Consider the following 21,946-nt stretch of genomic DNA (forward strand, 5'->3'; position numbering starts at 1 on the left):
ATGGCTCAGCAGCGCAAGGGTGGTCTCGGTCGGGGCCTCGCCGCACTCATCCCCACGGCCCCGGAGCAGAGCCCGCGGCTCGGAGACGACGCGGCCGACCTCATACTGGGTCCTCGCGGCACCGAGGACCGGGGAGACGGTCCGCGGACCACCCCGCCGCGGCCCCGTAGGGCGGGCGGTACTCCCCCGCGTCCAGGGGGCACGCGTACCGGCACGCCGGCGGAGAGCGCGGACGATGTTTCACGTGAAACCTCGGAGCTCGTGGACCCGGGCGCCGTGTACCGCGAGATCTCGCCGGCGGACATCGACCCCAACCCCAAACAGCCGCGGACGTATTTCGACGAGGAGGCGCTCGCGGAGCTCGCCCACTCGGTCAAGGAGTTCGGGCTTCTCCAGCCCATCGTGGTCCGGGAGATGCCCGACCATCGCTATCAGCTCATCATGGGCGAGCGTCGGTGGCGGGCCAGCCAGCGCGCGGAGCTCGAGACGATCCCCGCGATCGTCCGGCAGACCGAGGACGAGGACCTGCTCCGTGACGCGCTCCTCGAGAACATCCACCGCGTCCAGCTCAACCCCCTCGAGGAGGCGGCGGCGTACCAGCAGCTGCTCGACGAGTTCGAGGTGACCCAGTCCGAACTCGCGGCCCGCATCGGCCGGTCGCGCCCGGCCATCACCAACAGCATCCGCCTCCTCCAGCTGCCCACGGCCGTGCAGCGCCGCGTCGCCGCCGGCGTCCTCTCGGCCGGCCACGCGCGGGCACTCCTCGGTCTCGAGGCGGGGATGGCCGCGCAGGACGACCTCGCGGCGCGCATCGTCGCAGAGGGACTGTCGGTTCGCGCGACGGAGGAGATCGTCACGCTCGCGAACAAGGACCGCAGCGAGACCACCGAGAAGACGCGGCGACCCACGCCCGGCCGGGAGCGCAACCCCGAGTGGGAGGCAGCAGCCGGCCGGCTCTCCGACCGGTTGGAGACGACGGTCGCGGTGACGATGGGTCGCCGCAAGGGCCGGATCACGATCGACGTGGGCGACGACGACGACCTCCGTCGCGTCCTGGCCCTCCTCGAGGGCGGGACGGCCGGGACCTCGCGATGACCTTCGTCCGTCCCCTTGATCTGTCCACCGTGAACCGCCTCGGCGCGCGGTCGCGGCGGTGCGTCTACTGGCAGACAGAAGGGGACGGCGTCCCGGGCGACCCGGAGTTCGAGAAGGAGGCCTGGATCTCCCGGGTGGCCTTGGAGTGGGGCGTGTGCGGGCAGGTGGCCGAGGCAGCCGGTCGGCCCGCGGGCGCAGCCTTCTACGCTCCCCCGGGCATGGTGCCCCGCGCGGCCTGCTTCCCCACCTCCCCCGTGGGGGCCGACGCCGTCCTCCTCGCCGGACTCGACGAGGAGCCCGACGCGCCGTCGGGGGTCCGGACCACCCTCCTCGGCGCGGTGGTGGAGGACCTGCGCGGGCGCGGGATCAAGGCCGTGGAGACCTTCGGACTCACGAACGGGGACCCAGGCGGGATTACGTCACGTGACGGGTGTGGGGCGAGCGCATGTCTGACCTCCGCGGCGTTCCTCGTGGAGCACGGGTTCACCGTGGTGGCCGAGCACGAGACCCATCCCCGGCTGCGGTTGGACATCGAGACCGATCACCTGTGGAAGGCCGACGTCGAGCGGGCCCTGGATCAGCTCTTCGCCGAGCGCGGGTTCCCCAGCCGGAAGATCGGGGTGCTCTCCGGCGCGACGGCCCGGATGCGGGCCCGGGGCCGGGGGCCCCGGCTCAGCCGCGCTGGTGCTGCTCGTAGTCGATAAGGTCGTTGACGGAGAGCGAGCCGGTGGGCTGGTCGTCCTTGTCGAGCAGGTAGAGCCGCTTGACCCCGACGAGGATCGAGTCGATGATCGTGTCCTGCATCGCGCGGTCACCGAGGATCCGGAGGTCGCCGAGGTTGTGGGCGTAGCCCAGTGCGATCTGGACCGAGGGCATCCGGGTGAGGCGCAGCAGCGGCCAGCTCCGGCCGTGCGTGCGGCAGTCGCGCAGCGGTGTCCGCTTGACGATCTCGCGCTGGATGAACCCCGAGAGCGCCTCGCCGAGCATGGACTCCGCGCCGAGGGAGTTGCCGAAGTAGAAGGTGGCGATCCCGTTGCCTTGCGGGTTGGGATGGCGGTCCAGGCGCAGGGAGATGAGCAGGTCGGCGTTGAAGGCGTTGGCGATTTCGGCCCGCTCGGGATCGGTGGGAATCATGGCCTCGGGGCGCGAGAGGAACACCTCGACCCCGGCCTGGTTCATGCGCTCGGACAGCCGGCGGGTGAGGTCCCAGAGCAGTTCCGCGTCGGTGACCGTGCCGGAGGGGGTCTCGATGCGGATGGGGTTCTCCGAGCCGCTGGGCCCGGGGTCCAGAATGATCCGCTTACCGGTGAGCATGGGGCCCGAGGAGCGGGCGCGCTCGCGTTCGACGAGCGAGGACACGTCGCCGCCCTTGAACAGCGTGGAGAAGCGGCTCAGGGTGGCCAGGGTCTCGGCGCCCACCACGCCGTCGGGGTCGAGGGCGCAGTCCCGCTGGAAGTCGGCGACGGCGGCGTGGGTGAGCGGGCCAAAGGTGCCGTCGACGGTGCTCGTGTAGAAGCCGAGTTCGCCGAGGCGGCGCTGGAGCTGGGCCACGTCGTCGCCGGCCATCGGCTTGGAGACGATGTAGCTCAGGTCGCGGGTGCCCAGGACGTGGCTCGCGTCGTGGAGCGCCGCCTGTGTGGCGGGGCCCACGATGCCGTCGGAGATGAGGCCGCGCGCCTGCTGGAAGGCGAGGACGGCGGTCTCGAGGTCGGCGTCGAAGACGGCGTCGGTCCGGGCGAGGGACGATCCGGTCTCGGGCTCGGTCACGCCCACCGAGTCGATGGCGTGGAGCAGGCCCATTCCCGCGAGCGTGGCGCGGATCGTTGCCACCTCGGGCCCGCGATCACCCCGTCTCCATGCCATGGGTCACTCCTTCGTCTCGGCGCGTACCGTCACGAACTTACCGCCTGGGACCGGCGGACGCCCGCTCAGAGAACGTCGGAGAGTTCCTTGCGCAGAGCGGCCTTGGACTTGGCGCCGGTGATGCGCTTGACCGGCTGACCCTCGGAGAACAGCAGCAGCGCAGGGATGGCGGTGATCTGGTATTCGGCGGCGAGTTCCTGATTGGCCTCGACGTCCACCTTGGCAACGGTGAGCTTGTCGGCCTCCGCGCCGGCGAGCTCATCGAGGACGGGCGCCATCATGGTGCACGGGCGGCACCAGGTGGCCCAGAAGTCCACGAGGACGGGCTTGCTGCCGCTGGCGGCGAGGACGGCCTCGGCGAAGTCGGCCTCGGTCACGTCGACGATGTTCGGGGTGTCACCGGCCATGGGGCGGGTCCTTTCGGGTCGGTCGGGGCGGGTGCCCCGGGGTCAGTTCTGCTCGGCGAGCCAGCGCTCGGCGTCGATCGAGGCGGAGCAGCCGGAGCCGGCGGCGGTGATCGCCTGCCGGTAGCGGTGGTCCACGAGGTCGCCGCAGGCGAAGACGCCTGGTAGCGATGTGGCGGTGGTCTCCCCCACGGTCGCGACGTAGCCCTCGGCGTCCACGGTCACCTGGTCGCGGACGAGTTCCGAGCGGGGGTCGTGGCCGATCGCCACGAACAACGCGGAGGCCTCGATCTCGCGGGTCTCATCGGTGACGGTGTCGCGCAGGCGCAGCTTCTCGACCGAACCGCTCTCGCCGGCGAGGACCTCGTCGACGGTGGCGTTGAGGACAAACGAGATCTTGGGGTTCTGCTTGGCGCGCTCGAGCATGATCCGCGAGGCGCGGAACTCCTCGCGGCGGTGGACGATGGTCACCGAGGAGCCGAACTTGGTGAGGAAGGTGGCCTCCTCCATGGCGGAGTCGCCGCCGCCCACCACGACGATGGGCTTGTCCTTGAAGAAGAAGCCGTCGCAGGTGGCGCAGGCGCTCACGCCGCGGCCGAGGTACTCCTGCTCGCCCGGGATGCCGAGGTAGCGGGCGGCGGCGCCCATCGCGAGGATCACCGCGCGGGCGCGGTGCTCCTCGTCGCCCACCCGGACCACCTTGATCTCGCCCTGCAGGTCGATCGACGTGACGTCCTCCATGCGCAGGTCCGCGCCGAACCGCTCGGCCTGCTCCCGCATCTGCATCATGAGGTCCGGGCCCAGGATGCCCTCGGCGAAGCCGGGGAAGTTCTCGACGTCGGTGGTGGTCATGAGCGCGCCGCCGAACTGGGAGCCCTCGAAGACCAGCGGGGCGAGCTCGGCGCGGGCCGAGTAGATCGCGGCGGTGTACCCGGCGGGGCCGGATCCCACGATGATGACGTCGTGGACTGTGTCGGAGGCCGGGGCGCCGGAGACGTCGTCGGCGGGCTCGCTGTCGGAGGAGAGGGTGACGAAGTTGTCGGCCATGCGGGCGGGAGCTCCTTGTGGACGGTCGGGTCGCGGGTGGCCGCGGGGGCGGTTCACCACGTTGTCAACACCCGGGGGCGCCGGGTTGTTCCCGGCCGCACGAGGCCGCGGGCCCCGCTAGCGGGTGAGGGAGACCTCGGCCAGGAGGACGGCGAGCTTGGCCCGGCCCCGCGCGCAGCGGCTCTTGACGGTGCCCGGGGGGATGTTGAGCAGGTGGGAGGCCTCGGCAACGCTGCAGCGCAGCATGTCGACGACGACGACGGCGTCGCGCTGGTCGGTGGGCAGTTCGGTGAGAGCTTCGGCCACGATGATCGCGTAGGCCGGATCCTGATGGAAGTGATCGCGCAGCGAGACCTGTTCGTGCAGAAGCGGAGTGAGTTCGGAATGGGTGCGCAGCCGCTGGGCGCGCATCTTGTCGAGGCAGGCGTTGACGACGATCCGGTACAGCCAACCCCGGACCGGGCAGGCGTGCCGGAAGGTGTGGGCGCGGCGGTAGGCGGACAGCAGGGCCTCCTGCAGCGCCTCCGCGGCGTCGTCCCGGTTGAACGAGGTGCGCAGGGCCAGGCGCCACAGGTAGTCGTAGTGCCGGCGGACGAGGGCGGCGAACGCGTCGGGATCCCCGGCCACGTGGGCGTCGAGGAGCTCGACGTCGCTGCGGTCGGTGCACGTCAACGCGGTGGTGGTCACGCGTGTCACGCTAACGCCCCGGCGGCGCCCGTGGGGGTGTCACCTTCAGCGGGTCAGGACGATCTCCGAGACGGTGGCCTGGTAGGCCTGCGGGCCGGAGGAGTCGAGCCGGGTGATCCACACGAGGAGGTACTCGGACTCCTCCGGGTTGTCGATGTCCACGGTTCCCGAGCCTCCGCTGACCGTGCCCCGGGCCAGCCGTCGGGTGTCGTCGAGGGAAGTGGGCGAGGCGGAGTCGGCGGCGCGAATCTCGAACCGGATGTCGTCGGTGGAGCGCACCACCACGCGGCGCGGCGCGGCGGCCTCGTCGAGGGTCAGCATGAGGCCCAGCCCCGGCTTGTAGGCCGACGGCCCGTCGCCGAACTGGTCGCGGTACGTGTCCGTCGACCAGGTGGTGGAGGCGTCGCCGTCGATGACGTTGCCGGCGGAGGCGGCGTTCTCGGCGGTGCCGGGCGACGAGCTGGGCTGCCACGGCGCGGCGTCGGCGACCTCCACCGGGGTGGACACCTCGCGCGCCTCGCCGGGGTCGGTGTCGCCGCCGGCGTCGGCGACGGGGGACTCCGTGGCGGCGGCCTCCGACGAGCGGCTCTGTTGGGCGGCGCGCTCGATGGCGTCGAGCTGGGCGGGTAGCGGACGGTCATCGGTCGGGTCGGAGAACGCACCGAGCAACCACGCTGAGAGCAGCGCGATGCCCACGACGGCGGCGGCGGCCGTGCCGGCCATGATCCGCCACCGGCGCTGCTGGGTCGCGGCATCCGGTGGTGTGTAGGGCTCGGGGGTCCAGGCGGTGCCGGCGGTGTCGCCGGTGTCGCGGTCCTCCGCCGACGGGCGGCCGGGGGCGGGCCGGGAGGCCGGCGCCGCGAGCGGCGCGCCGGGGGCGGCGTCGACCATGGATCTGACCGTCGCGGCCGAGCTCACCGAGGTGCCGTCGAGCGAGCGCAACGCCAGGACCGCGGCCTCGGGCGGGACCCCGGAACGCACGCTGGTGGGGTCGGCGACCTCGTCGTCGTCTCCCCGGGGGGCCGGCGCGGGACGCGGGTCGGTGGTCTCGCGCGCGTCGGAGCCCTGGGGGAGCTCGAGCGGCCACGTGTCGGTGAGCAGGGCGTACAGCACGGCGCCCAGGCCGCGGACGTCGCCGCGGGTGTCGGCGGCCGCCCCGACGCCGGCAAAGGCGAGCAGGGCGCGGCCGTCCTCGGTGAGGCGGATCCGGTCCGGGGAGTCCAGGGCCAGGACGAGGCCCCTCTCCTCGGCGCGAGCCGCGGCGTCGGCGAGGGGGCGCACGGCGGTCACCGCGGTGTCGGGGTCCATCGCGTCGCCGCCCGTCGCCGCCGCGGCCGCGGCGAGGCTGCGGCCCGGCACCCACTCGCTCACGACGATCCCGCCGGCCCGCCCGCGGATCACGTCGAGAACCCGGGCGAGGCCGTCGGAGTAGAGACCGGTGAGCGCGACGGTGCGGTCGAGGACGCCGGTGGCCGAGCCGGGCGGATCCTCCCCCGGCAGCGGGTCGACGAAGGTCAGGGCGACGTCGCGGTCCAGCCGCTTGTCGTGTGCGCGCCAGAAGGCCTGGCCGGCCATGCCGCCGTGGGGCTCGAGGAGTAGGTAGCGCCCGCCGGCGACGAGTCCGCCCGCCGCGAGCCGGGGCGGCGGGGCGGCGGCACCCCGCCCGTCGCCGTTGGCCTCACCCACCCGCTGTCCTCCTCGGTGACCTGGCCCGTCGCGCGACGGGCCCTCGTTACCCGGACGAGTCTACGTTCCCCCCGGGCGCAAGCCTCACCAACGCCTCAGCCGCCCCGCCAGGCCCCTGAGCATGGGGGTGACGGACTCGAGCTCGGGCAGCCGGGAGCGCCACAGGACCAGGCCGGTCACCGCGAGGGCGATCACCCCGGCGACCGCCGTCCGCAGGACGAAGCCGGGGCTGCCGAGGGCGTCGGTGACGAGGTGCCACGGCAGGATCGCGTCCACGGCGAGCGCGACGAGCGCCCCGACGGCGGACGCCCCGAGCGTCCACGCCGCCGAGCGCGCGGTCTCGCGGCCCCGCAGCGGTCCGAGCGCCCGGCGCAGCAGGACGTAGCCCGCCACGGCGCCCACGATCCAGCCCATCCCGTTGGCCAGCGCCAGCCCGATCACGACGTGCGAGCGCTCGTCCGTGACCGCGGGCACGAGCAGCGAGAGGACCACGCGGACGGCGGTCACCGCGAGGATCATCGCCGTGGGCGTCCAGTAGTCCTCGCGCGCGTAGAACACGCGCTGTTGGAGCAGGACGATCGCGTACGGCACGAGCGTGAAGGCGCCGAAGGACAGGGTGAGGCCGAGGATGTGCGCGCGGTCGGCGTCGAAGTTGCCGTAGCGGAAGAGCGCCGTGGCGATGGTGGGGCCGAACGCGGTCATGAACGCGATGATCGGCAGGAGCCCGAACATCGACAGGCGGGTACCCAGGGAGATGTCGCGCACCACCGCGTCGTTGCGGCCCGCCACCCCGTTGTCCGCCAGCCGCGGATTGATCGCGGTGAGCAGGGTGACGCCGATGATCCCGTACGGGACCTGCAGCAGCAGCCAGTGTGTCTGGTAGATCGCGATGGCGGCCTCGTCGGCGGCCGCGCCGATCCGATTGGTCATGACCAGGCCCACCTGGGAGATGAGCACGTAGACGAACCCGGCGATCGCGCTGCCGCCGAACTGCCTGAGGCGCGGGTCGATCCCCCAGAGCGGGCGCAGGTCCACACCCACCCGGCGCAGCGACGGCACCAGCACGAGCGCCTGCACCACCACGCCGGCGGTCGTGCCCAGGCCCAGCAGGAGGATCGCGGGGCTCAGGATGTTGACCGGGGCGGCCGGGTCGAGCCCGCTGCCGACCACCGCGAACAGCACGAGGGTGGCGATCGCGACGAGGTTGTTCCACACCGGAGCCCACGCGCCGGGAGCGAAGACTCCGTTGTAGTTGAGGACCGCGAGCAGGACGGAGAAGACGCCGTAGAAGAAGATCTGGGGAAGGAGCAGGAAGGCGAAAGCCGTGGCCAGGTCGGTGTTGACCTCGCCGTCACCCAGGTTGAGCTGGGTGAGCAGGGGGGCGCACGCCACCGCGACCACCGTGGCCCCGAACGCCACCGTCGCCGCCAGCGTGAGCAGTCGTCGGACGAACATCACCCCGCCGTCGGCGTCCTCCTGGGCGGAGCGTGCGAGCAGCGGGATGAACATGGCGGTGAGCACCGAGCCCAGGACGAGCTCGGTGATCATATTGGGCAGCGTGTTGGCGGTGTTGAACGCCGACGCCACCGCGGGGCCGAGGACGGCCAGGATGAGGATCATCCGGACGAAGCCGGTCACGCGGCTCGCGAGGTTGGCCACCGCCATGGAGCCGGTGGACCGCATGAGCGAGGCGTCGGAGGAGTCGCGGTTGGCGCGCCCCGTGCCGCCGCCGGGGGTCGCGCCGGGCGCACCGCCGGAACCCGCACCGGGAACGGCGCCGGGGGCCGGCCCCGGGGGCGGGGCGTCCGGGGCGTAGGAGTCGGCGACCGGCGGCGGCGCCACGGGTCGCGGGACCACGCTGCTGCCGGCCTCGCGCCGGCGTCCGCGCATACCGGGGTCGGGCGAGCGCAGCGCGTCGTTCACGGTCGGTGCCCTTCGTCCGCGGGGTCGGGAGTGCCCCGACGGTAGCGCAGGTACCGGCGGAGCCCGAGGACGAGGGCGAGCGCCGCGGCGGACAGCGCGAAGACCTGCGCGACCGGGTAGCCGCCGGTCTGCACGGAGAGTTCGACCGGATCAGACAACGGCCGCCCGTCGGGCCCGTGGAGAGTGAAGGTCACGGTGTGGCGGTCGCCACCCTCGGCGTCGGATTGCGTGGGCACCTGGAGGGTGCGCGAGCCGGCGGCGGGGATCTGCACCACGCCCACGGGGTCGAGGTGGAAGTCCGGCGGCGCGGTCACCTCCACGGCGACACGCACCGGGAAGGGCAGGCCGTTGCGGGCCACGAGCAGCAGCGGGCTGTTGGGGCTGGCCATGGTGAACACGCTGCCGGGCGGGAGCAGGTCCACCTGTCCGAGGGCGGAGGTCACGGTTCGGGAGAGGCGCTCCACCCGCGCCTCGGCCTGGGCCGTGGCCTCGACGCCGGTCCCGGTCGCGGGCTCGATGCCGTCGCCGCCGGCGCGCCTTCCCGTCACCGACAGGGCGCGGAGCGCGTCGCCGACCATGGGGTCCAGGAAGTCGCCGGCCACCTCGGACCGCGGGTCGGTGGTGTCGACGAGCGAGCCCAGCGTGGCGATCCCACGGAGGGACCCGCGGAGCCGCTCGGCGGTGGCGCCGGTCGGGTCGACCTCGCCGGGGTCGAACGCGGCGGTCGGGTGGTCGGCGAGGGTTCCGGCCGGGCCCGTGGCGGGCCCGGCGAGCCGCTCGGTGAGCGGCTGAGCCCGCATCCGCCCCGCGTCGAGCTGCGCGGCGAGGGTGTCGAGGAGCGAGGCCGCGGACGACTCGTCCACCGTCCACACGGCGGGCGGCACGGCGAGGACACCGGGGTCGTCCCCGGCGGGGGGCCGCGTTCCCGCCGCCACGTCGACGACCGGGGCCAGCAGCGCCGCCCGCGCGTCCTGCAGCCGGGCCGCCGGGGAGTCCGCCTCGAGCCAGTAGCGGGTGTCCGGGTCGGAATAGCGGGGGTTCTCCGGGGCGAGGCCGGTCGCGGCGAGGGCGCTGCCCAGCGTGGCCGGGTAGGTCAGGGCGCGTGTGTCGGGGGTCCCGGCGAGGTCGAGCAGCCCGCCGTCGGGGACGTCGCCGGTGTCGGTCCGCACCGCGGGCGCCGCCACGAGCGCGGTGGCGCGGTCCAGGCCGAGCGCCTCGGGGCTGCCGGGGGCCAGGGTGCCGGAGGCGGGGACGACGAGGTCGGGCACCGGCGCCACCTCGAGCACCCGCCGGACCGTCCCGGGCCGGTCGAGGGCGGCCCCCGCCAGGCGGGCGTCGCCGACCGAGGCCACGGCGTCGAGGTCGGCCTGCGCGGCCGGCAGCGTCACCACGCAGCCGCCCTCGGCCAGGGCGCGGAGCTGGTCGAGCCAGCGGGAGGCGTCACGGGAGGCCGCCTCGGAGTCCGCGGCCGTGCTCTCGTCCTCCGTGCGCCCGGCGCCGCGGCCGGTCCCGGTGGGCGCCGGGCCCGGGCCCCGGTCGATGACGACGCTCCGGCCGTCGGCGATGTCGGCGACGGTGTCGAGCAGGTCCGGGTCCACGGCCAGGCACGTCGCGCGCCGCAGCGCGTTGCCCGCGGGGCCGTCGAAGGCGCGCTCTGCGGCCCGGACGAGCCCGGTGAGGCGGCCCTCTGGACCGAGGTCGCGCAGCAGCGAGTCGTCGGTCAGCGCGATCACCGGGTCCGTGCCGTCCGCACCGGGGACGTGGGCGATCCGGGTGGGCGGCGCCGAGAGCGGCCAGAGGAGGGTGAGCGGCGGCGCGTCCTCGGGTGCGGAGTCCGGATCGGGTCCCGGGTCCGCCTCCGGGTCCGCGGGGTCCGGCGCGGCCGGTTCCGGCCCGGTCGGGGTGTCGATGACGGGCAGGAGTGTGCGCGCGTCGTCCAGGCGGGCGGGCGAGCCGCCCTCCGGGGTGCCGTTGACGTTGACGAGCAGCGGGTAGACCCCGGGCTCGGTGAGTGCCAGGTGCGGACCCGGTCGCCCGGGGACGTCGCGCGCCGGGAGGGTGACGCGGAAGGGGAGCACCTCGCCCGGCGCGAGCCCGTCCCCCACGCGCTCGAACGTGCCGTGGACCGGGAACGAGGGCTCGGACCACACGAGCGGCTCGCGGACCGTGTCCGCCCCGGCCACCCGGGGGCCGCGCTGCAGCCGCACGTCGACCGACTCCAGGTGCTGCGCGCTCACGTTGCGGACGGTGCCCGACACGGTGACGGTGGGGACGCCGGCCTCAGTGCCGCCGACCTCGCTGCCGTCGAGGGCGTTGGGGGTCACGTCGTCGATCGCGATGCGGGCCAGCGCGGGGGCCGGGTTGGGGATGTAGCCGGCCGCGGCCGCCTCCTCGGGCGTGACCCCGCGGGCCGGCCCTACGCCGAGGAGCGGGGCCGTGGCGATCATGGCGCACAGCAGCAGCGAGGCGGCCGGGCGGACGGCCCCGCGGGCCGGGCCCGTCCACGGCCGTCGCATCACGACCGGGACTCCCCCGTCGCCCCGGTGCCCGTCGCCCCGCCGGTGTCCCCAGTGCCGGGCGCGGCGCCGTCGTCCCGGTCCCGGGGCCGCTGCGCCCGGCGGGAGGGGTCGACGGTCTGGGCGGGCAGCGGCGCGGGGGTGCGGCCAGCGTGCTCGTCGCGGGCGAGGTCCGGGAGCAGGGAGCGTGCGGACTCGACGAGCCGGCGCTCGTCCGGGTAGGCGAGCCGGGTGGGCAGGTCGTCGAACGCCACCCACGCGACCTCGGTGATCTCGGGGTCCTCGTCGCAGAGGTCGCCGTGGTCGTACCGGATGAGGTGGTGGTGGACCGTCTTGTGGATGCGGCGCCCCTCGGCGACGAACCAGTAGTCGATCACCCCGAGCGGGGCCAGGACCGTGCCATCGATGCCCGTCTCCTCGAGCACCTCTCGTCGGGCGGTCTCCGCGAGCGTCTCCCCCGGCTCGATGTGTCCCTTGGGCATGGACCAGAGCATGCGCCCCCGGCGGTCGAGACGGCCGATCAGCGCCACCTCCAGCCGCGAGAGGTCCGGCTCGTCGCCCGCCGTGGCCGCCGTCACCAGGCCGCGCACGACGAGGCCGCCGGCGGAGGTCTCGAGGACGGTGCGCAGCCGCTGACCTGCCCGCGGATGGCGGCCGCCACCCCGGCCCCCGCGACCCCCGCGGCCGCCGCGCCCTGGCCGGCCGCCGGACGACGACGAGGTCCCGGCCTTGCCCGCGCCCGGCTTACCGGCGCCGTGCTTGCCCTGGCCGGGCTTCGCAATGGAGGCGGGACCGGGCTTGGCGCCCTTGCCGGACGCGCCGGACGAGGTGCGGGCCGTGGTGCCGGTGGTGCCGTCGTCGGAGCGCACCGTCCGGGTCGCCTGGCCGGCGCCGCGGGCATCGGTGTGCTGGCGCTGGGCGTCGGCGCCGGAGGCGTGCCCCCGGTTGCCGCGGCGCCCGCGTCCACCGCGGCGGCGCCGGCGGCCCTGCCGAGCCTGCCCCTGCTGCTCGCCGCCACGCTGCTGCCCGCGCTGACCGTCGCCGCGCTGCGTCGACCCGCCGCCCGAGCCGCCCGGGGTGCCGCCGGCCGCGCCGGGTCCCGAGCCGTGACCCGTGTGACGATCGGTGCTGTGACCTGCGGTGTCGTGGCCGCCGGTGCCGGGCCCGGCGGGCCGACGCGAGCGCCGACGACGCGGCGCGTTGCGGCGCGGTTCGTCGGGGCGTTCGGCTACGGACACCCATCGATGCTACCGGCCGGGCCGGTGGGTCTCGGAATCGTCGGCGCGCCGCCCGTGCGGCGACCGGAACTCAGGCGCCCAGGGCTGGTCCCACGACCCGCCAGGAGTCCCGGAGTTCGCGCTCGAACAGGCCGAACGTGTGGGCACCGTTGTCGTAGCGGTCGTAGGTGAAGGGCACTCCCGCGGCCCGCAGCGCGCCGGCCATGTGGCGGGTGCCCGCGTCCGAGGCGATCTCGGTGGGCGCACCGACGGCATAGGTGCCGGACCCGATCGCGGGGCCGTCGTTGGGCCCGGGGTTGCCGGGCGCCGAGGCCAGGTACAAGGCGGTGCCGCGGAGCCGCTCGACGTTCCACGACGGGTCGTTGACGACCCAGGCCGGGTCGTCCGGGCCGCCCCACGCGTTGCCGATGTTCCCGCCGCCGCGGGCCACCATCGCCGTCATCGCCAGCCGGCCGAACGGGGTGGACACCTCCGGCATCCCGGACAGGGAGGCCGCGGCCGCGTAGTGGTGGTGGCCGCGCGCCGCGAGCGTGAGCGCCGGGCCGCCGGACATGGAGACGCCGATGACGCCGCGGGTGCCGTCGAGCGCCCACGAGCCGGCGAGCGCCGCCGGGAGTTCGTGGTCGAGGAAGGTATGCCAGCGGTTGACGCCGAGGACCGGGTCGGGCTGGTGCCAGTCCGTGTACAAACTGAACCGGCCACCCTCGGGGCTGGCCACGAGGACGTGTTTGTCGGCAAAGAACCGCTGGTAGTCAGTGTGGTAGGCCCAGCCGACGTGGTCCTCTCCTCCGCCCACCCCGTTGAGCAGGAGCAGCAACGGCGCCGGGCGCGGGTCCGCCGGGAGCAGGACGAACGTGGGCACCGCCTTCTGCATGGCGGGCGACCACACGTCGGCGAGCACCTTGCGTCCCGCCACCGGCTGGACGCGTAGCACCTGCGGGCGGGAGGTGTCGGCCGGTGGCGGCGCCGTGGGCCGGGGGGCGGTGGTGAACCCCATGGCTGTGGAGGTGTCGACAGCGGACGCCGCGGGCGGGACGGCGAGCGCGGCACCGACGAGGACCCCGCCGGTGAGCGCGGCGAGGGCGGGGACGGTCAGGCGCGTCGCGGCGTGGCGGGTGACGGCGAGACGGCGGATCACGCCGCCACCCTAACCCGCGTCAGGCGTCGGACGGCCGATGAGTCTCGCCGACGCCCAGGTCGCCGGGTGCTGCCTGGCCTCGGGGGCGATTCTGGCCACGAGGAACACCGCCGATTTCGAGACTGTGGTGGGGCTGAGGGTGGTCGATCCGTTCGTGTGAGCGGACATCGTGCGTGACACCGATGCCGCGACGGAGGGTCGAACATGGTCGAACAGATAGGGTCGACCGCGTGAGCGAGACGTCCCACGCCCTGTTCCTCCGGCACCGTGCCCGCCGGGGGAAGCGCGCGGCGCTCATCCGGGTGTGGGACGAGCACATGCCGGCGGCGATCGAGGCGCACGACGGTCACGAGGCCTATCTGATGTGCGCCTCGCACGCGGATCCGGACGTCCTGGTGGTGTACCAGCAGTACCGGGACGCCGCGGCCGCCCAGGCGTTTCTCGCCAACCCGGCGTACCTGGCCTACCTCGAGGCCGCGCGGCGGCTCCTCAAGGGGGTGCCGGAGGTGGAGGCGGTCGACCCGCTGTGGTCCAAGGCGGTCGGACCGAGTCGGTAAGGTCTGACGCTGTGAGCGCCCGGCATACCGACCCCTCCCCGCGCGCGTCGTCGGATCGCCACGACGCGGCGGTCTTCTCGGGGCTGCAGGACGGCCCGGGCGCCAGACCGGACCCGTCCGACGCCGCCCAGGTCGAGGAGCGCCGCCTCCGGCTCCTGGCCGGGGCGCAGAGCACGCTCAACGAGCTCGCGGACGTCGTGTCGCCCCTCGCGGAGGCGTTCGCGGAGGCCGGCCACGAGCTCTACCTGGCGGGCGGCAGTGTGCGCGACGCGGTGCTCGGGCGGCTGGGCACCGACCTGGACTTCACCACCGACGCCCGCCCCGACGTGGTCCAGCGGATCCTCGAGGAGTACGCGGACACGGTGTGGGACACCGGGATCGACTTCGGCACGGTCTCCGCCGTCAAGCACGACGCCGCCGGGATCGAGCAGCAGATCGAGATCACCACCTACCGGGCGGACAGCTACGACGGCGTCTCCCGGAACCCCGACGTGGTCTACGGCGACACGCTCGAGGGCGACCTCGTCCGCCGCGATTTCACCGTCAACGCCATGGCGGTGCGCCTGCACCCCGACGGCCGGCACGAGTTCTGCGACCCGTTGGGCGGCATGGACGCGCTGCTCGCGGGGGTGCTCGACACGCCCGCGGCTCCCGAACAGTCCTTCTCCGACGATCCGCTGCGCATGCTCCGCGCCTGCCGGTTCGTCTCCCAGCTCGGCTTCTCGCTCGCACCCCGGGTGTTCCGGGCGATGACGGAGATGGCGGCCCAGATCGAGCGGATCACGCCGGAACGGATCCGGGTGGAGCTGGACAAGACCATCCTCGGCGAGTATCCGATCGACGGGATCAACATGCTCTGCGAGACCGGGCTCGCCGACCACGTGCTGCCCGAGGTACCCGGCATGAAGCTCGAACGCGACGAGCACATGCAGCACAAGGACGTGTACTGGCACTCCCTCACCGTCCTCAAGCAGGCCATCGACCTCGAGCCCGAGGGCCCGGACCTGGTCCTGCGGTGGGCGGCTCTGCTCCACGACATCGGCAAGCCCGCGACCCGCGCCGCCAAGCCGGGCGGCGGGGTGACCTTCCACCACCATGAGGTGGTGGGCGCCAAGATGACGCGCAAGCGGATGCGCGCGCTCAAGTACTCGCGGCAGATGGTCGAGGACGTCTCCGGCCTGGTGTTTCTCCACCTGCGCTTCCACGGCTACGGCGACGGGCAGTGGACGGACTCGGCGGTGCGGCGGTACGTCGCCGACGCCGGGGACCTCCTCCCCCGCCTGCACCGGCTGGTCCGTGCGGACTGCACCACCCGCAACAAGCGTCGGGCCGCGCGCCTGCAGGCCAACTACGACTCGCTCGAGCAGCGGATCGCCGAGATCGAGGCCAAGGAGGACCTCGCGCGGGTCCGCCCGGACCTCGACGGCAACGAGATCATGCGGCTGCTGGACCTCAAACCCGGCCCGGACGTGGGGCGCGCGTGGGCGTACCTCAAGGAGCTGCGCCTGGACCGCGGTCCGCTGGACCGGGACGAGGCCGAGTCGGAGCTGCTCCGCTGGTGGGCCGAGCGGAACCGGGCGAGCGGGGAGGAGGCGTGATGGGCACACTGGTGGACCGATACCTCGCGTCGACGCCCGCCCGGGTCGTCGCCGCCCTCCTTACGCTGGTGGGCACCCTGGTCCACACCGTGGGCGCCCCCGGGCTGCAGCGGATCCCGCCGTACCGCATCGACCTGGACGTGTATCGGACCGGCGGCCAGGTGTTCCGCGACGGCGGCGAGATCTACGGCGAACTCCCGCAGCTCGCCGACGGTAGCCACCTGCCCTTCACCTATCCCCCGCTCTCGGCGCAGCTGTTCTCGGTATTCACGCTGGTGCCGCTGGCCGTCGCGTCGGCGATCGTCACGCTGGCCACGATCGCCGTGGTGGCCTACGTCGTCCACCTCGTGCTGGCCCGCACCGTGCAGCGCCCCGACCGCGACCTGTGGTGGGTCACCGTCGCGGTGCTCGCGGTGGCGCTGTGGTTCGGGCCGGTGCGGGAGACCATCGGGTTCGGGCAGATCAACGTGTTCCTCATGGCGCTCGTCATGGTGGACCTCATCCGCGGACGGGGCCGGTGGTGGGGCGGGATCCTCACCGGTCTGGCCATGGCCGTCAAGCTCACGCCGGCGGTCTTCCTCGTGTACTTCGTCCTGCGCCGGGACTGGCGGGGCCTGGCCACGGCCGTCGCCGCGGCGCTGGCCTTCACCGGGATCGGGCACCTGCTCGCCGCCGACGACTCGGCCCGCTTCTGGACCTTCGCGATCCGCGACCCCGCGCGCATCGGCGGACTGGCCTTCACCTCCAACCAGTCCGTCAACGGCGTCGTGTACCGGTTCGGCCTCGAGGGCACCACGGCGTCCGTCGCGTGGTTCGTGGTGTCGTGCGTGATCGGCCTGGGCATCGTGTGGGTGGCGTGGCGGCTGCTGCGCGGCGGGCACGAGGTCGCGGCCGTGGTCACGGTGGGCTACATCTCGCTGTTCTGCTCGCCCGTCTCGTGGGGCCACCACTGGGTGTGGGCGGTGCCGTCGGTCGTCCTCGTGCTGGTCTGGGCGTCGCGCGCGGCGGAGCGGCGCCGGACGGCCGGCGCCGGCTCCGGTGCCGGGGGCGCCGCGGCCGGGGTCGGTGACGACGAGCGCGGCTGGCTCCTGTTGGCCTACAGCGGCGTGGTGATCTTCCTCGGGACTCCCCAGTGGTGGGTCCCCCACCGGGACCAGCGCGAACTCGGGTGGGGCCCGATCGAGCACCTCGTGGGCAACGCCTACCTGCTGTGGGGACTGCTCTTCCTCGTCGTCATGGGGCTACGGGCCGCCCGGCTCGGCGCACCCGACATCGGCGGCGACCCCGCACGGCCCGCGCTGTTCGCCCGGTCGGGGACCCGCGCCCGGGAGGAGGCCCGATGAGGCCCCGCCCCCGCAACCCCATGCCGGAGGACGTCCGCGGTGCGCTCGCCGACGCCGGGCTGACCGACGCCTACGCCGCCCGGCCCGCCTATCAGCGCAACGACTACCTGGGGTGGATCGCGCGCGCCCGTACCGAGGAGACCCGTAGCCGGCGGACCGGGCAGATGCTCGACGAGTTGCGCGTGGGCGGCGTGTACATGGGCATGTCGCACCCGCCGTCGCGGAGGCGCGCGGGCCGGGACGACTGACGCCGGCCGGGGCCGGCCGTGACCCGGGTGTCAAGGCCGCGGCCGGATCTGTGGAATCCGGCGTCGCTGTCCACAGATCGCCCCGCGGGGCTGTCGGCGCGGGCGGCGCCGCGACAGCATCGGGGGCATGGACTACTTCTTCGGAGACGGCGTCGCTGAGCCGGCGCAGTGGCAGGGCACCCCCGACCTCACGCTGGGGGCCGCGGGCCCGGACGCGCTGTGGATCGACTTCGACGGCGACGGGCTCCCGGACGACGCGATGTGGGACTCGGACCTCGACGGCGTGGCCGACCGGGTGGTGCTGGATGTGGGTACCGAGCAGCAGCAGGTCTACGCCGATGCCGACGCGCGCGGCGTGTGGGGCTCGTGGGCCGGCGGCGCGGGGGTGCTCGACGCGGGCTCGGTCGGCACGGGCTCGGTGGGCACCGGGTCCGCGGCCGCCGGTTCCGTGGGGGCGGGGTCGGTCGGCTCGGTTGGATCGGTGGGCGGCGGTTCGGTCGGTGCCGGGTCGGTGGGGGCTGGTTCGGTCGGTGCCGGGTCGGTGGGAGCCGGTTCGCTGGCCGGCGTGGTCGGGGCGGGCCCGCTGCCGGACTGGGGTGCGCTCCTCACAGAGGCGGCCGGCGCGCTCAGCGGGGGGTCGCTCGAGTCCGGCTTCCCCGAGCTCGGCGCGCTCGATCCGGGTTCGGCCCGCTGGCCCGCGCCGCCCGCGGCCGAGCCTGCGCCCACCGAACCCTCCCCGGTTCCGCCGCCCGCGCCCCCGGCGGCCACGTCCGGGCCGGTGCAGGGCGGGACCGAGCCGGAGCCCGCTCCCCCGGTCGTCGAGGCCGACGGGTCCCTCACGGTCGACACCGGTAGCGGCCTGCTCTCGCTGGTGGACGCCGACGGCGACGGCCACCTCGACGGATCGCTGCCGGCGGGCTCGCTCGACGCGGGCGCGGTCGGTGCCGGCTCGGCTGCGGCGGGTTCGGCGGCGGCAGGCTCAGCGGCCGCCGGGTCCGCCGGGTCCGTCGGTGCCGGCTCGGTCGGCGGCGGTTCTGTCGGCGTGGGCTCCGTGGGCGGCGGCTCGGTCGCCGCCGGTTCCTGATCGCGACCGCACCACCACGGCGAGCACCGCGGAGGTGCCGTAGAGCACGGCCGGCACCACCATGAGCGGCGCGGACCGCCCATCGTCGGGAACGACCGGCAACACCGCGACCATGCCCACGACGAACGCGGTGTTGAACAGGGCGTCCTGCAGGGCGAACACGCCGCCCCGGCGGGCGTCGGGGACGTCGGTCTGCATGGCGTTGTCGGCCACGAGCTTGACGATCTGCGCTCCCAGGCCGATGAACAGCGCCCCGGCGATGAGCGCGGCGGGGTCCAGGGTCGGCCCCACCACGAGCTGGGCGACCGCGGCCAGCGCGGCACCGGCGGCCACGGTGAGGATCCGGGGGGCGCGCGCGATCGCGCAGGGGGCCACCACCGCCGCCAGGCCCATCCCGGCGGCGACCGCGGCCGTGAGCAGGCCGAATCCGCCCATCCCGGCCACCACGGGCCCGCCGGCCGCCTCGGACTCGGCCTCGCGGAGCAGGAGGATCGCGAGCATCGTGGTGATGCCGAACGCCATCCGGCCCACGCCCACCCCGGTCAGCGCGACCCACACCAGCGGGGTCGACCGGGCACCCCGCACGCCCACGGCGAGTCCGCCCGCGAAGAGCCGGGCGGCCTCCACGGCGACGCCCGGCGGGGCCGGGCCGTCCCCGGGCCCGGCGACGAGCTCCTCGCGGTCCGGCCCGAGGTGCCCCGGCGGCAGTGCGAGGATCGTCCACACACCCAGCACCGCGGTGAGCGCCGCGGGGACGAGCGTCCACGACACCGCCGCGTCGCCCGCGCCGAGCACGGCGAGGACGGCGAAGGCGGCCACCGCCCCGACGGCCGTGATCACGGACCCCACCGTCACCAGGACCGAGTTGGTCGCGGCGAGGATCCGGTCGGGAACCACCTTGGGCATGGCGGCGGTCATCCCCGTGTTGATGAGGCGGCCGAGCCCGATCGCAACGAGGGACAGCGCGAACAGTGTGGCCAGGCCGGCACTGCTGTGCACGGCGCCCGCGGCCACGAGCGCGATCGTCGCGACGATCGCCAGCGTGCGGATGAGCGCGGCCACCGCCACCACCACCCGGCGGTCCCACCGGTCGAGCGCCGCGGCCGCGAAGGGCCCGACCACCGAGTACGGCACCAGCATCACCGCGAAGCCGCCGGCGATGGCGGCGGGCGTCGTGGCCGACTCCGGGCTGAACAACACCACCCCGCCGAGCGCCGCCTGGTGGATGCCCTCGCTGAGGAGGGCCGACAGCCGGGCGGTGGACAGGCGACCGAGCCCGTCGGACTCGCGGAGAGCTGCGGAGAGGCGCTGGCGCCGGGAGGCGGGCGCGGGCGACGGGGTCACCCCGTCACCGTAGCGAGAGCCGCCGCCCGGGAGCGGCCGGGTGTGGTGAGGCCGCCGCGGAGGCATCATGGTGCGTATGGGCGGTCTCGGTGAAGGTGACGACCTGGGTGGCGGCGGCCTCTTCGGGGACCGCCTCTACCACGCGATGGACAAGCGCGACCCGGTCGCGGGCTCGCTCCTCCTCGCGGCGCCGGACATGCCGGACCCCAACTTCCGGCGCGCGATCGTCTACATGATCGAGCACGACCACTCCGGTTCCCTCGGTGTGGTGATCTCCCGCCGCAGCCAGACCCCGGTCTCCGAGATCCTCCCCGCCTGGGCGCCCCTGTGCGCCCCGGCGGCCGACTTCCACATCGGCGGGCCCGTCAAGCCCGACACGGGCATCGCGCTGGCGGTGCTCAAGGCGGGTGTCGACGGCGAGGACCTCGGCTGCCTACAGCGGATCGACGGCCGGGTGCACGTCGTGGACCTCGACTCCGACCCCGCCGATCTCGCCGAGCGGGTCGAGGGCATGCGCGTCTTCGTGGGCTACACCGGCTGGGCCCCCGGCCAGCTCCAGGGTGAGCTCGACCGTGGCGACTGGTACGTGGCGCCCAGCCTGCCCAGCGACCTGCTCGCGCCCGCGCGGGTGGACGTGTGGGGCGCCGTCCTGCGCCGCCAGGAGATGCCGCTGCCGCTGTACGCGACGTTCGTCAACGACGGCGACGTGAACTGATCGGCACGCGCCCGAAGCGGCCGTATCCTCGGCCCGGTGGAGACCGGTCACAAGGACGCGCAGCCGGTCACGGCCCGGCACTGGCTCGTGCTGGCCGTGGCCACGTTCGTCGCGGCCTCCGGGTCGGCGTTCGTCGTGGGCGTCGCCTTTCTGCTCCCCCACCTGCACTCCACCGAGGGCTTCTCGCTCACCAGGGCCGGGGTACTCGTCGCGCTGCCGTCGGTGGGCATGGCGCTCACCCTGGTCGCCTGGGGCTGGCTCGTGGACCGCACCGGCGAGAAACTGGTCCTGACCAGCGGATCGGCGCTCGCAGCGGCCGCGCTGACGGCGGCCGTGGTGAGCTCGTCGTTCCCGGTCCTGGCCGCGGCGTTCCTCGTCGCGGGTGCCGCCACCGCCTCGGGCAACTCCGCCAGCGGGCGACTGGTCGTGGGCTCGTTCCCCGCCCACCGCCGCGGGCTGGCCATGGGCGTGCGGCAGATGTCGCAGCCGGCGGGCCTCGCGGTGGCGGCCCTGACGATGCCGGCGCTCGCCGAGACGCACAGCCTGCGGGCCGCGCTGGCGGTTCCCCTGGCGATGACGGCGGTGTCGGCGATCGCGGCCCTCGTCGTCGTCACCGACCCTCCCCGCCCGGCCGGCCCCGGACGCCCCGCAGCCGGGGCGCCGGCCGCCACCCGCCGCGCCAATCCCTACCGGGAGTCCGGCTACCTGCAGCGCATCCACGGTGCGTCGGTGCTGCTCGTGCTGCCGCAGGCGCTCATGCAGTCGTTCCTGCTGGCCTGGCTGGTGCTCGGGCACGGATGGTCGACGGTCTCGGCGGGCGCGGTGGTCACGGCGAGCCAAGTGCTCGGTGCTGCGGCCCGGATCGCCGCCGGGGCCGTCTCCGACCGCGTGGGATCGCGGATGCGGCCGATGCGCGGGGTGGCCGTCGCGGTGTCGGCCGGCCTCGCGGCCCTCGCGGTGGCCGAGGCCCTGGGGGTGCCGGGTGCGGTGGCCGTGACGCTCGCCGTGGCGGCCACCGTGCTCTCGGTGACGGACAACGGCCTGGCCTTTACCGCCGTCGCCGAGCACGCCGGCGCGGACTGGGCCGGCCGCGCGCTGGGCGTGCAGAACACTGCGCAGTTCGTCGCGATCTCCGCCGCCACCCCGCTCATGGCCGCCGGGATCGAGCGCGTGGGCTACTGGCCGGTCTTCGCCGCGGCGGCGATGGTCGCGGCCTGCGCGGTGCCGGTCGTGCCGCTCCCCCGCGCCGCCGCTGAGCCCTTCCGATATCGGCGACTCCACTGATGGGTCGGCGGCCCTCACAGGGGTCGCCGACACTGCGATCGGGTCGCCGATTTCGTAGGGGCGGGCGGTCAGGGGGGCGGGTCAGGGGTGGCGCGGTGGCCTAGGAGACTGCTGAACAAGGCGCTATTGGGGTTGGCGGTCGTGTGAGCGGCGGGCCCGGGCGTCACCGGTGGGAT

20 protein-coding genes are annotated in these 21,946 nt (G+C 74.5%); 10 read left to right on the forward strand and 10 right to left on the reverse strand.

The genetic code is table 11. The features are described 5' to 3' along the window. Positions 1 to 1,095, forward strand: a complete 1,095-nt coding sequence (locus ACH0BZ_RS13335; protein ID WP_406899006.1) for a ParB/RepB/Spo0J family partition protein — start codon at positions 1 to 3, stop codon at positions 1,093 to 1,095. Beyond that, positions 1,092 to 1,799, forward strand: a complete 708-nt coding sequence (locus ACH0BZ_RS13340; RefSeq protein WP_406899007.1) for a hypothetical protein — start codon at positions 1,092 to 1,094, stop codon at positions 1,797 to 1,799. Before ACH0BZ_RS13335 ends, ACH0BZ_RS13340 begins: the two co-directional genes overlap by 4 nt. On the opposite strand, the gene ACH0BZ_RS13345 is transcribed toward ACH0BZ_RS13340, so the two are convergent. The 9 genes from ACH0BZ_RS13345 to ACH0BZ_RS13385 all read right to left on the reverse strand — a co-directional run bounded on the left by ACH0BZ_RS13345 (position 1,768) and on the right by ACH0BZ_RS13385 (position 13,597). Continuing rightward, positions 1,768 to 2,958 (reverse strand): N-acetylmuramoyl-L-alanine amidase, encoded by a 1,191-nt coding sequence (locus ACH0BZ_RS13345; RefSeq protein WP_406899008.1) that lies wholly within the window; start codon positions 2,956 to 2,958, stop codon positions 1,768 to 1,770. The genes ACH0BZ_RS13340 and ACH0BZ_RS13345 overlap by 32 nt on opposite strands. A gap of 65 nt (positions 2,959 to 3,023) precedes the next feature. Next, positions 3,024 to 3,365, reverse strand: a complete 342-nt coding sequence (gene trxA / locus ACH0BZ_RS13350; protein WP_406899010.1) for a thioredoxin — start codon at positions 3,363 to 3,365, stop codon at positions 3,024 to 3,026. 42 nt (positions 3,366 to 3,407) lie between these two features. Continuing rightward, a complete protein-coding gene (gene trxB / locus ACH0BZ_RS13355; protein ID WP_406899011.1) occupies positions 3,408 to 4,409 on the reverse strand; it encodes a thioredoxin-disulfide reductase in 1,002 nt (333 codons plus the stop codon). A gap of 117 nt (positions 4,410 to 4,526) precedes the next feature. After that, positions 4,527 to 5,096 (reverse strand): RNA polymerase sigma factor SigM, encoded by a 570-nt coding sequence (sigM, locus tag ACH0BZ_RS13360; protein WP_406899012.1) that lies wholly within the window; start codon positions 5,094 to 5,096, stop codon positions 4,527 to 4,529. A 45-nt stretch (positions 5,097 to 5,141) separates the two neighbouring features. Beyond that, entirely contained in the window at positions 5,142 to 6,782 is a 1,641-nt protein-coding gene (locus ACH0BZ_RS13365; RefSeq protein ID WP_406899013.1) for a hypothetical protein, read from the reverse strand. Between the two features lie 84 nt (positions 6,783 to 6,866). Then, positions 6,867 to 8,705: a murein biosynthesis integral membrane protein MurJ gene (gene murJ, locus ACH0BZ_RS13370; protein WP_406899014.1), complete on the reverse strand. Its 1,839-nt coding sequence runs from the start codon at positions 8,703 to 8,705 to the stop codon at positions 6,867 to 6,869. Continuing rightward, entirely contained in the window at positions 8,702 to 11,221 is a 2,520-nt protein-coding gene (locus tag ACH0BZ_RS13375) for a hypothetical protein (protein ID WP_406899038.1), read from the reverse strand. Before ACH0BZ_RS13375 ends, murJ begins: the two co-directional genes overlap by 4 nt. Then, the gene (locus ACH0BZ_RS13380; protein ID WP_406899016.1) at positions 11,221 to 12,459 is read right to left on the reverse strand and encodes an NUDIX hydrolase; all 1,239 of its coding nucleotides are present in this window, start codon (positions 12,457 to 12,459) and stop codon (positions 11,221 to 11,223) included. The genes ACH0BZ_RS13375 and ACH0BZ_RS13380 overlap by 1 nt, the downstream gene beginning before the upstream one ends. A 70-nt stretch (positions 12,460 to 12,529) precedes the next feature. Then, a complete protein-coding gene (locus ACH0BZ_RS13385; RefSeq protein ID WP_406899018.1) occupies positions 12,530 to 13,597 on the reverse strand; it encodes an alpha/beta hydrolase in 1,068 nt (355 codons plus the stop codon). Positions 13,598 to 13,634: 37 nt separating this feature from the next. Here ACH0BZ_RS13385 and ACH0BZ_RS13390 point away from each other — a divergent pair, with 37 nt between their 5' ends. From ACH0BZ_RS13390 to ACH0BZ_RS13415, 6 genes are all read left to right on the forward strand, one after another. After that, positions 13,635 to 13,757, forward strand: coding sequence for a hypothetical protein (locus ACH0BZ_RS13390; protein ID WP_406899019.1), 123 nt, complete (start codon positions 13,635 to 13,637; stop codon positions 13,755 to 13,757). A gap of 70 nt (positions 13,758 to 13,827) precedes the next feature. Further along, positions 13,828 to 14,154: a putative quinol monooxygenase gene (locus tag ACH0BZ_RS13395; RefSeq protein WP_406899021.1), complete on the forward strand. Its 327-nt coding sequence runs from the start codon at positions 13,828 to 13,830 to the stop codon at positions 14,152 to 14,154. An 83-nt stretch (positions 14,155 to 14,237) separates the two neighbouring features. Beyond that, complete coding sequence (locus tag ACH0BZ_RS13400) at positions 14,238 to 15,752, forward strand: CCA tRNA nucleotidyltransferase (protein ID WP_406899039.1); 1,515 nt, start codon at positions 14,238 to 14,240, stop codon at positions 15,750 to 15,752. Beyond that, positions 15,752 to 17,095: a glycosyltransferase 87 family protein gene (locus tag ACH0BZ_RS13405; RefSeq protein WP_406899023.1), complete on the forward strand. Its 1,344-nt coding sequence runs from the start codon at positions 15,752 to 15,754 to the stop codon at positions 17,093 to 17,095. The genes ACH0BZ_RS13400 and ACH0BZ_RS13405 overlap by 1 nt, the downstream gene beginning before the upstream one ends. Continuing rightward, entirely contained in the window at positions 17,092 to 17,343 is a 252-nt protein-coding gene (locus ACH0BZ_RS13410; protein WP_406899025.1) for a YdeI/OmpD-associated family protein, read from the forward strand. The genes ACH0BZ_RS13405 and ACH0BZ_RS13410 overlap by 4 nt, the downstream gene beginning before the upstream one ends. 127 nt (positions 17,344 to 17,470) lie before the next feature. Next, positions 17,471 to 18,427, forward strand: coding sequence for a hypothetical protein (locus ACH0BZ_RS13415; RefSeq protein ID WP_406899028.1), 957 nt, complete (start codon positions 17,471 to 17,473; stop codon positions 18,425 to 18,427). Here the strand turns inward: ACH0BZ_RS13415 and ACH0BZ_RS13420 are convergent. Continuing rightward, positions 18,323 to 19,771: an MFS transporter gene (locus ACH0BZ_RS13420; protein ID WP_406899030.1), complete on the reverse strand. Its 1,449-nt coding sequence runs from the start codon at positions 19,769 to 19,771 to the stop codon at positions 18,323 to 18,325. The genes ACH0BZ_RS13415 and ACH0BZ_RS13420 overlap by 105 nt on opposite strands. 76 nt (positions 19,772 to 19,847) lie before the next feature. Between ACH0BZ_RS13420 and ACH0BZ_RS13425 the strand changes: the two genes are divergently transcribed. Further along, positions 19,848 to 20,486 (forward strand): YqgE/AlgH family protein, encoded by a 639-nt coding sequence (locus ACH0BZ_RS13425; RefSeq protein WP_406899031.1) that lies wholly within the window; start codon positions 19,848 to 19,850, stop codon positions 20,484 to 20,486. Between the two features lie 36 nt (positions 20,487 to 20,522). Then, on the forward strand, positions 20,523 to 21,770 hold the full coding sequence (locus tag ACH0BZ_RS13430; protein ID WP_406899033.1) for an MFS transporter: 1,248 nt from the start codon (positions 20,523 to 20,525) through the stop codon (positions 21,768 to 21,770). The last annotated feature ends 176 nt before the right edge of the window (positions 21,771 to 21,946 follow it).

Origin of the sequence: Dietzia sp. 179-F 9C3 NHS (assembly GCF_045369825.1) — a bacterium.
Classification (GTDB): Bacteria; Actinomycetota; Actinomycetes; order Mycobacteriales; family Mycobacteriaceae; genus Dietzia.

Excerpts from the sequence above, each read along its gene's own strand:
- trxB (WP_406899011.1), bottom strand. The coding sequence starts at position 4,409 with ATGGCCGACAACTTCGTCACCCTCTCCTCCGACAGCGAGCCCGCCGAC.
- trxA (WP_406899010.1), bottom strand. The coding sequence starts at position 3,365 with ATGGCCGGTGACACCCCGAACATCGTCGACGTGACCGAGGCCGACTTC.
- ACH0BZ_RS13375 (WP_406899038.1), bottom strand. The coding sequence starts at position 11,221 with ATGCGACGGCCGTGGACGGGCCCGGCCCGCGGGGCCGTCCGCCCGGCC.
- ACH0BZ_RS13415 (WP_406899028.1), top strand. The coding sequence starts at position 17,471 with ATGGACTACTTCTTCGGAGACGGCGTCGCTGAGCCGGCGCAGTGGCAG.
- ACH0BZ_RS13425 (WP_406899031.1), top strand. The coding sequence starts at position 19,848 with ATGGGCGGTCTCGGTGAAGGTGACGACCTGGGTGGCGGCGGCCTCTTC.
- ACH0BZ_RS13335 (WP_406899006.1), top strand. The coding sequence starts at position 1 with ATGGCTCAGCAGCGCAAGGGTGGTCTCGGTCGGGGCCTCGCCGCACTC.
- ACH0BZ_RS13405 (WP_406899023.1), top strand. The coding sequence starts at position 15,752 with ATGGGCACACTGGTGGACCGATACCTCGCGTCGACGCCCGCCCGGGTC.
- ACH0BZ_RS13340 (WP_406899007.1), top strand. The coding sequence starts at position 1,092 with ATGACCTTCGTCCGTCCCCTTGATCTGTCCACCGTGAACCGCCTCGGC.
- ACH0BZ_RS13410 (WP_406899025.1), top strand. The coding sequence starts at position 17,092 with ATGAGGCCCCGCCCCCGCAACCCCATGCCGGAGGACGTCCGCGGTGCG.
- ACH0BZ_RS13390 (WP_406899019.1), top strand. The coding sequence starts at position 13,635 with ATGAGTCTCGCCGACGCCCAGGTCGCCGGGTGCTGCCTGGCCTCGGGG.
- ACH0BZ_RS13345 (WP_406899008.1), bottom strand. The coding sequence starts at position 2,958 with ATGGCATGGAGACGGGGTGATCGCGGGCCCGAGGTGGCAACGATCCGC.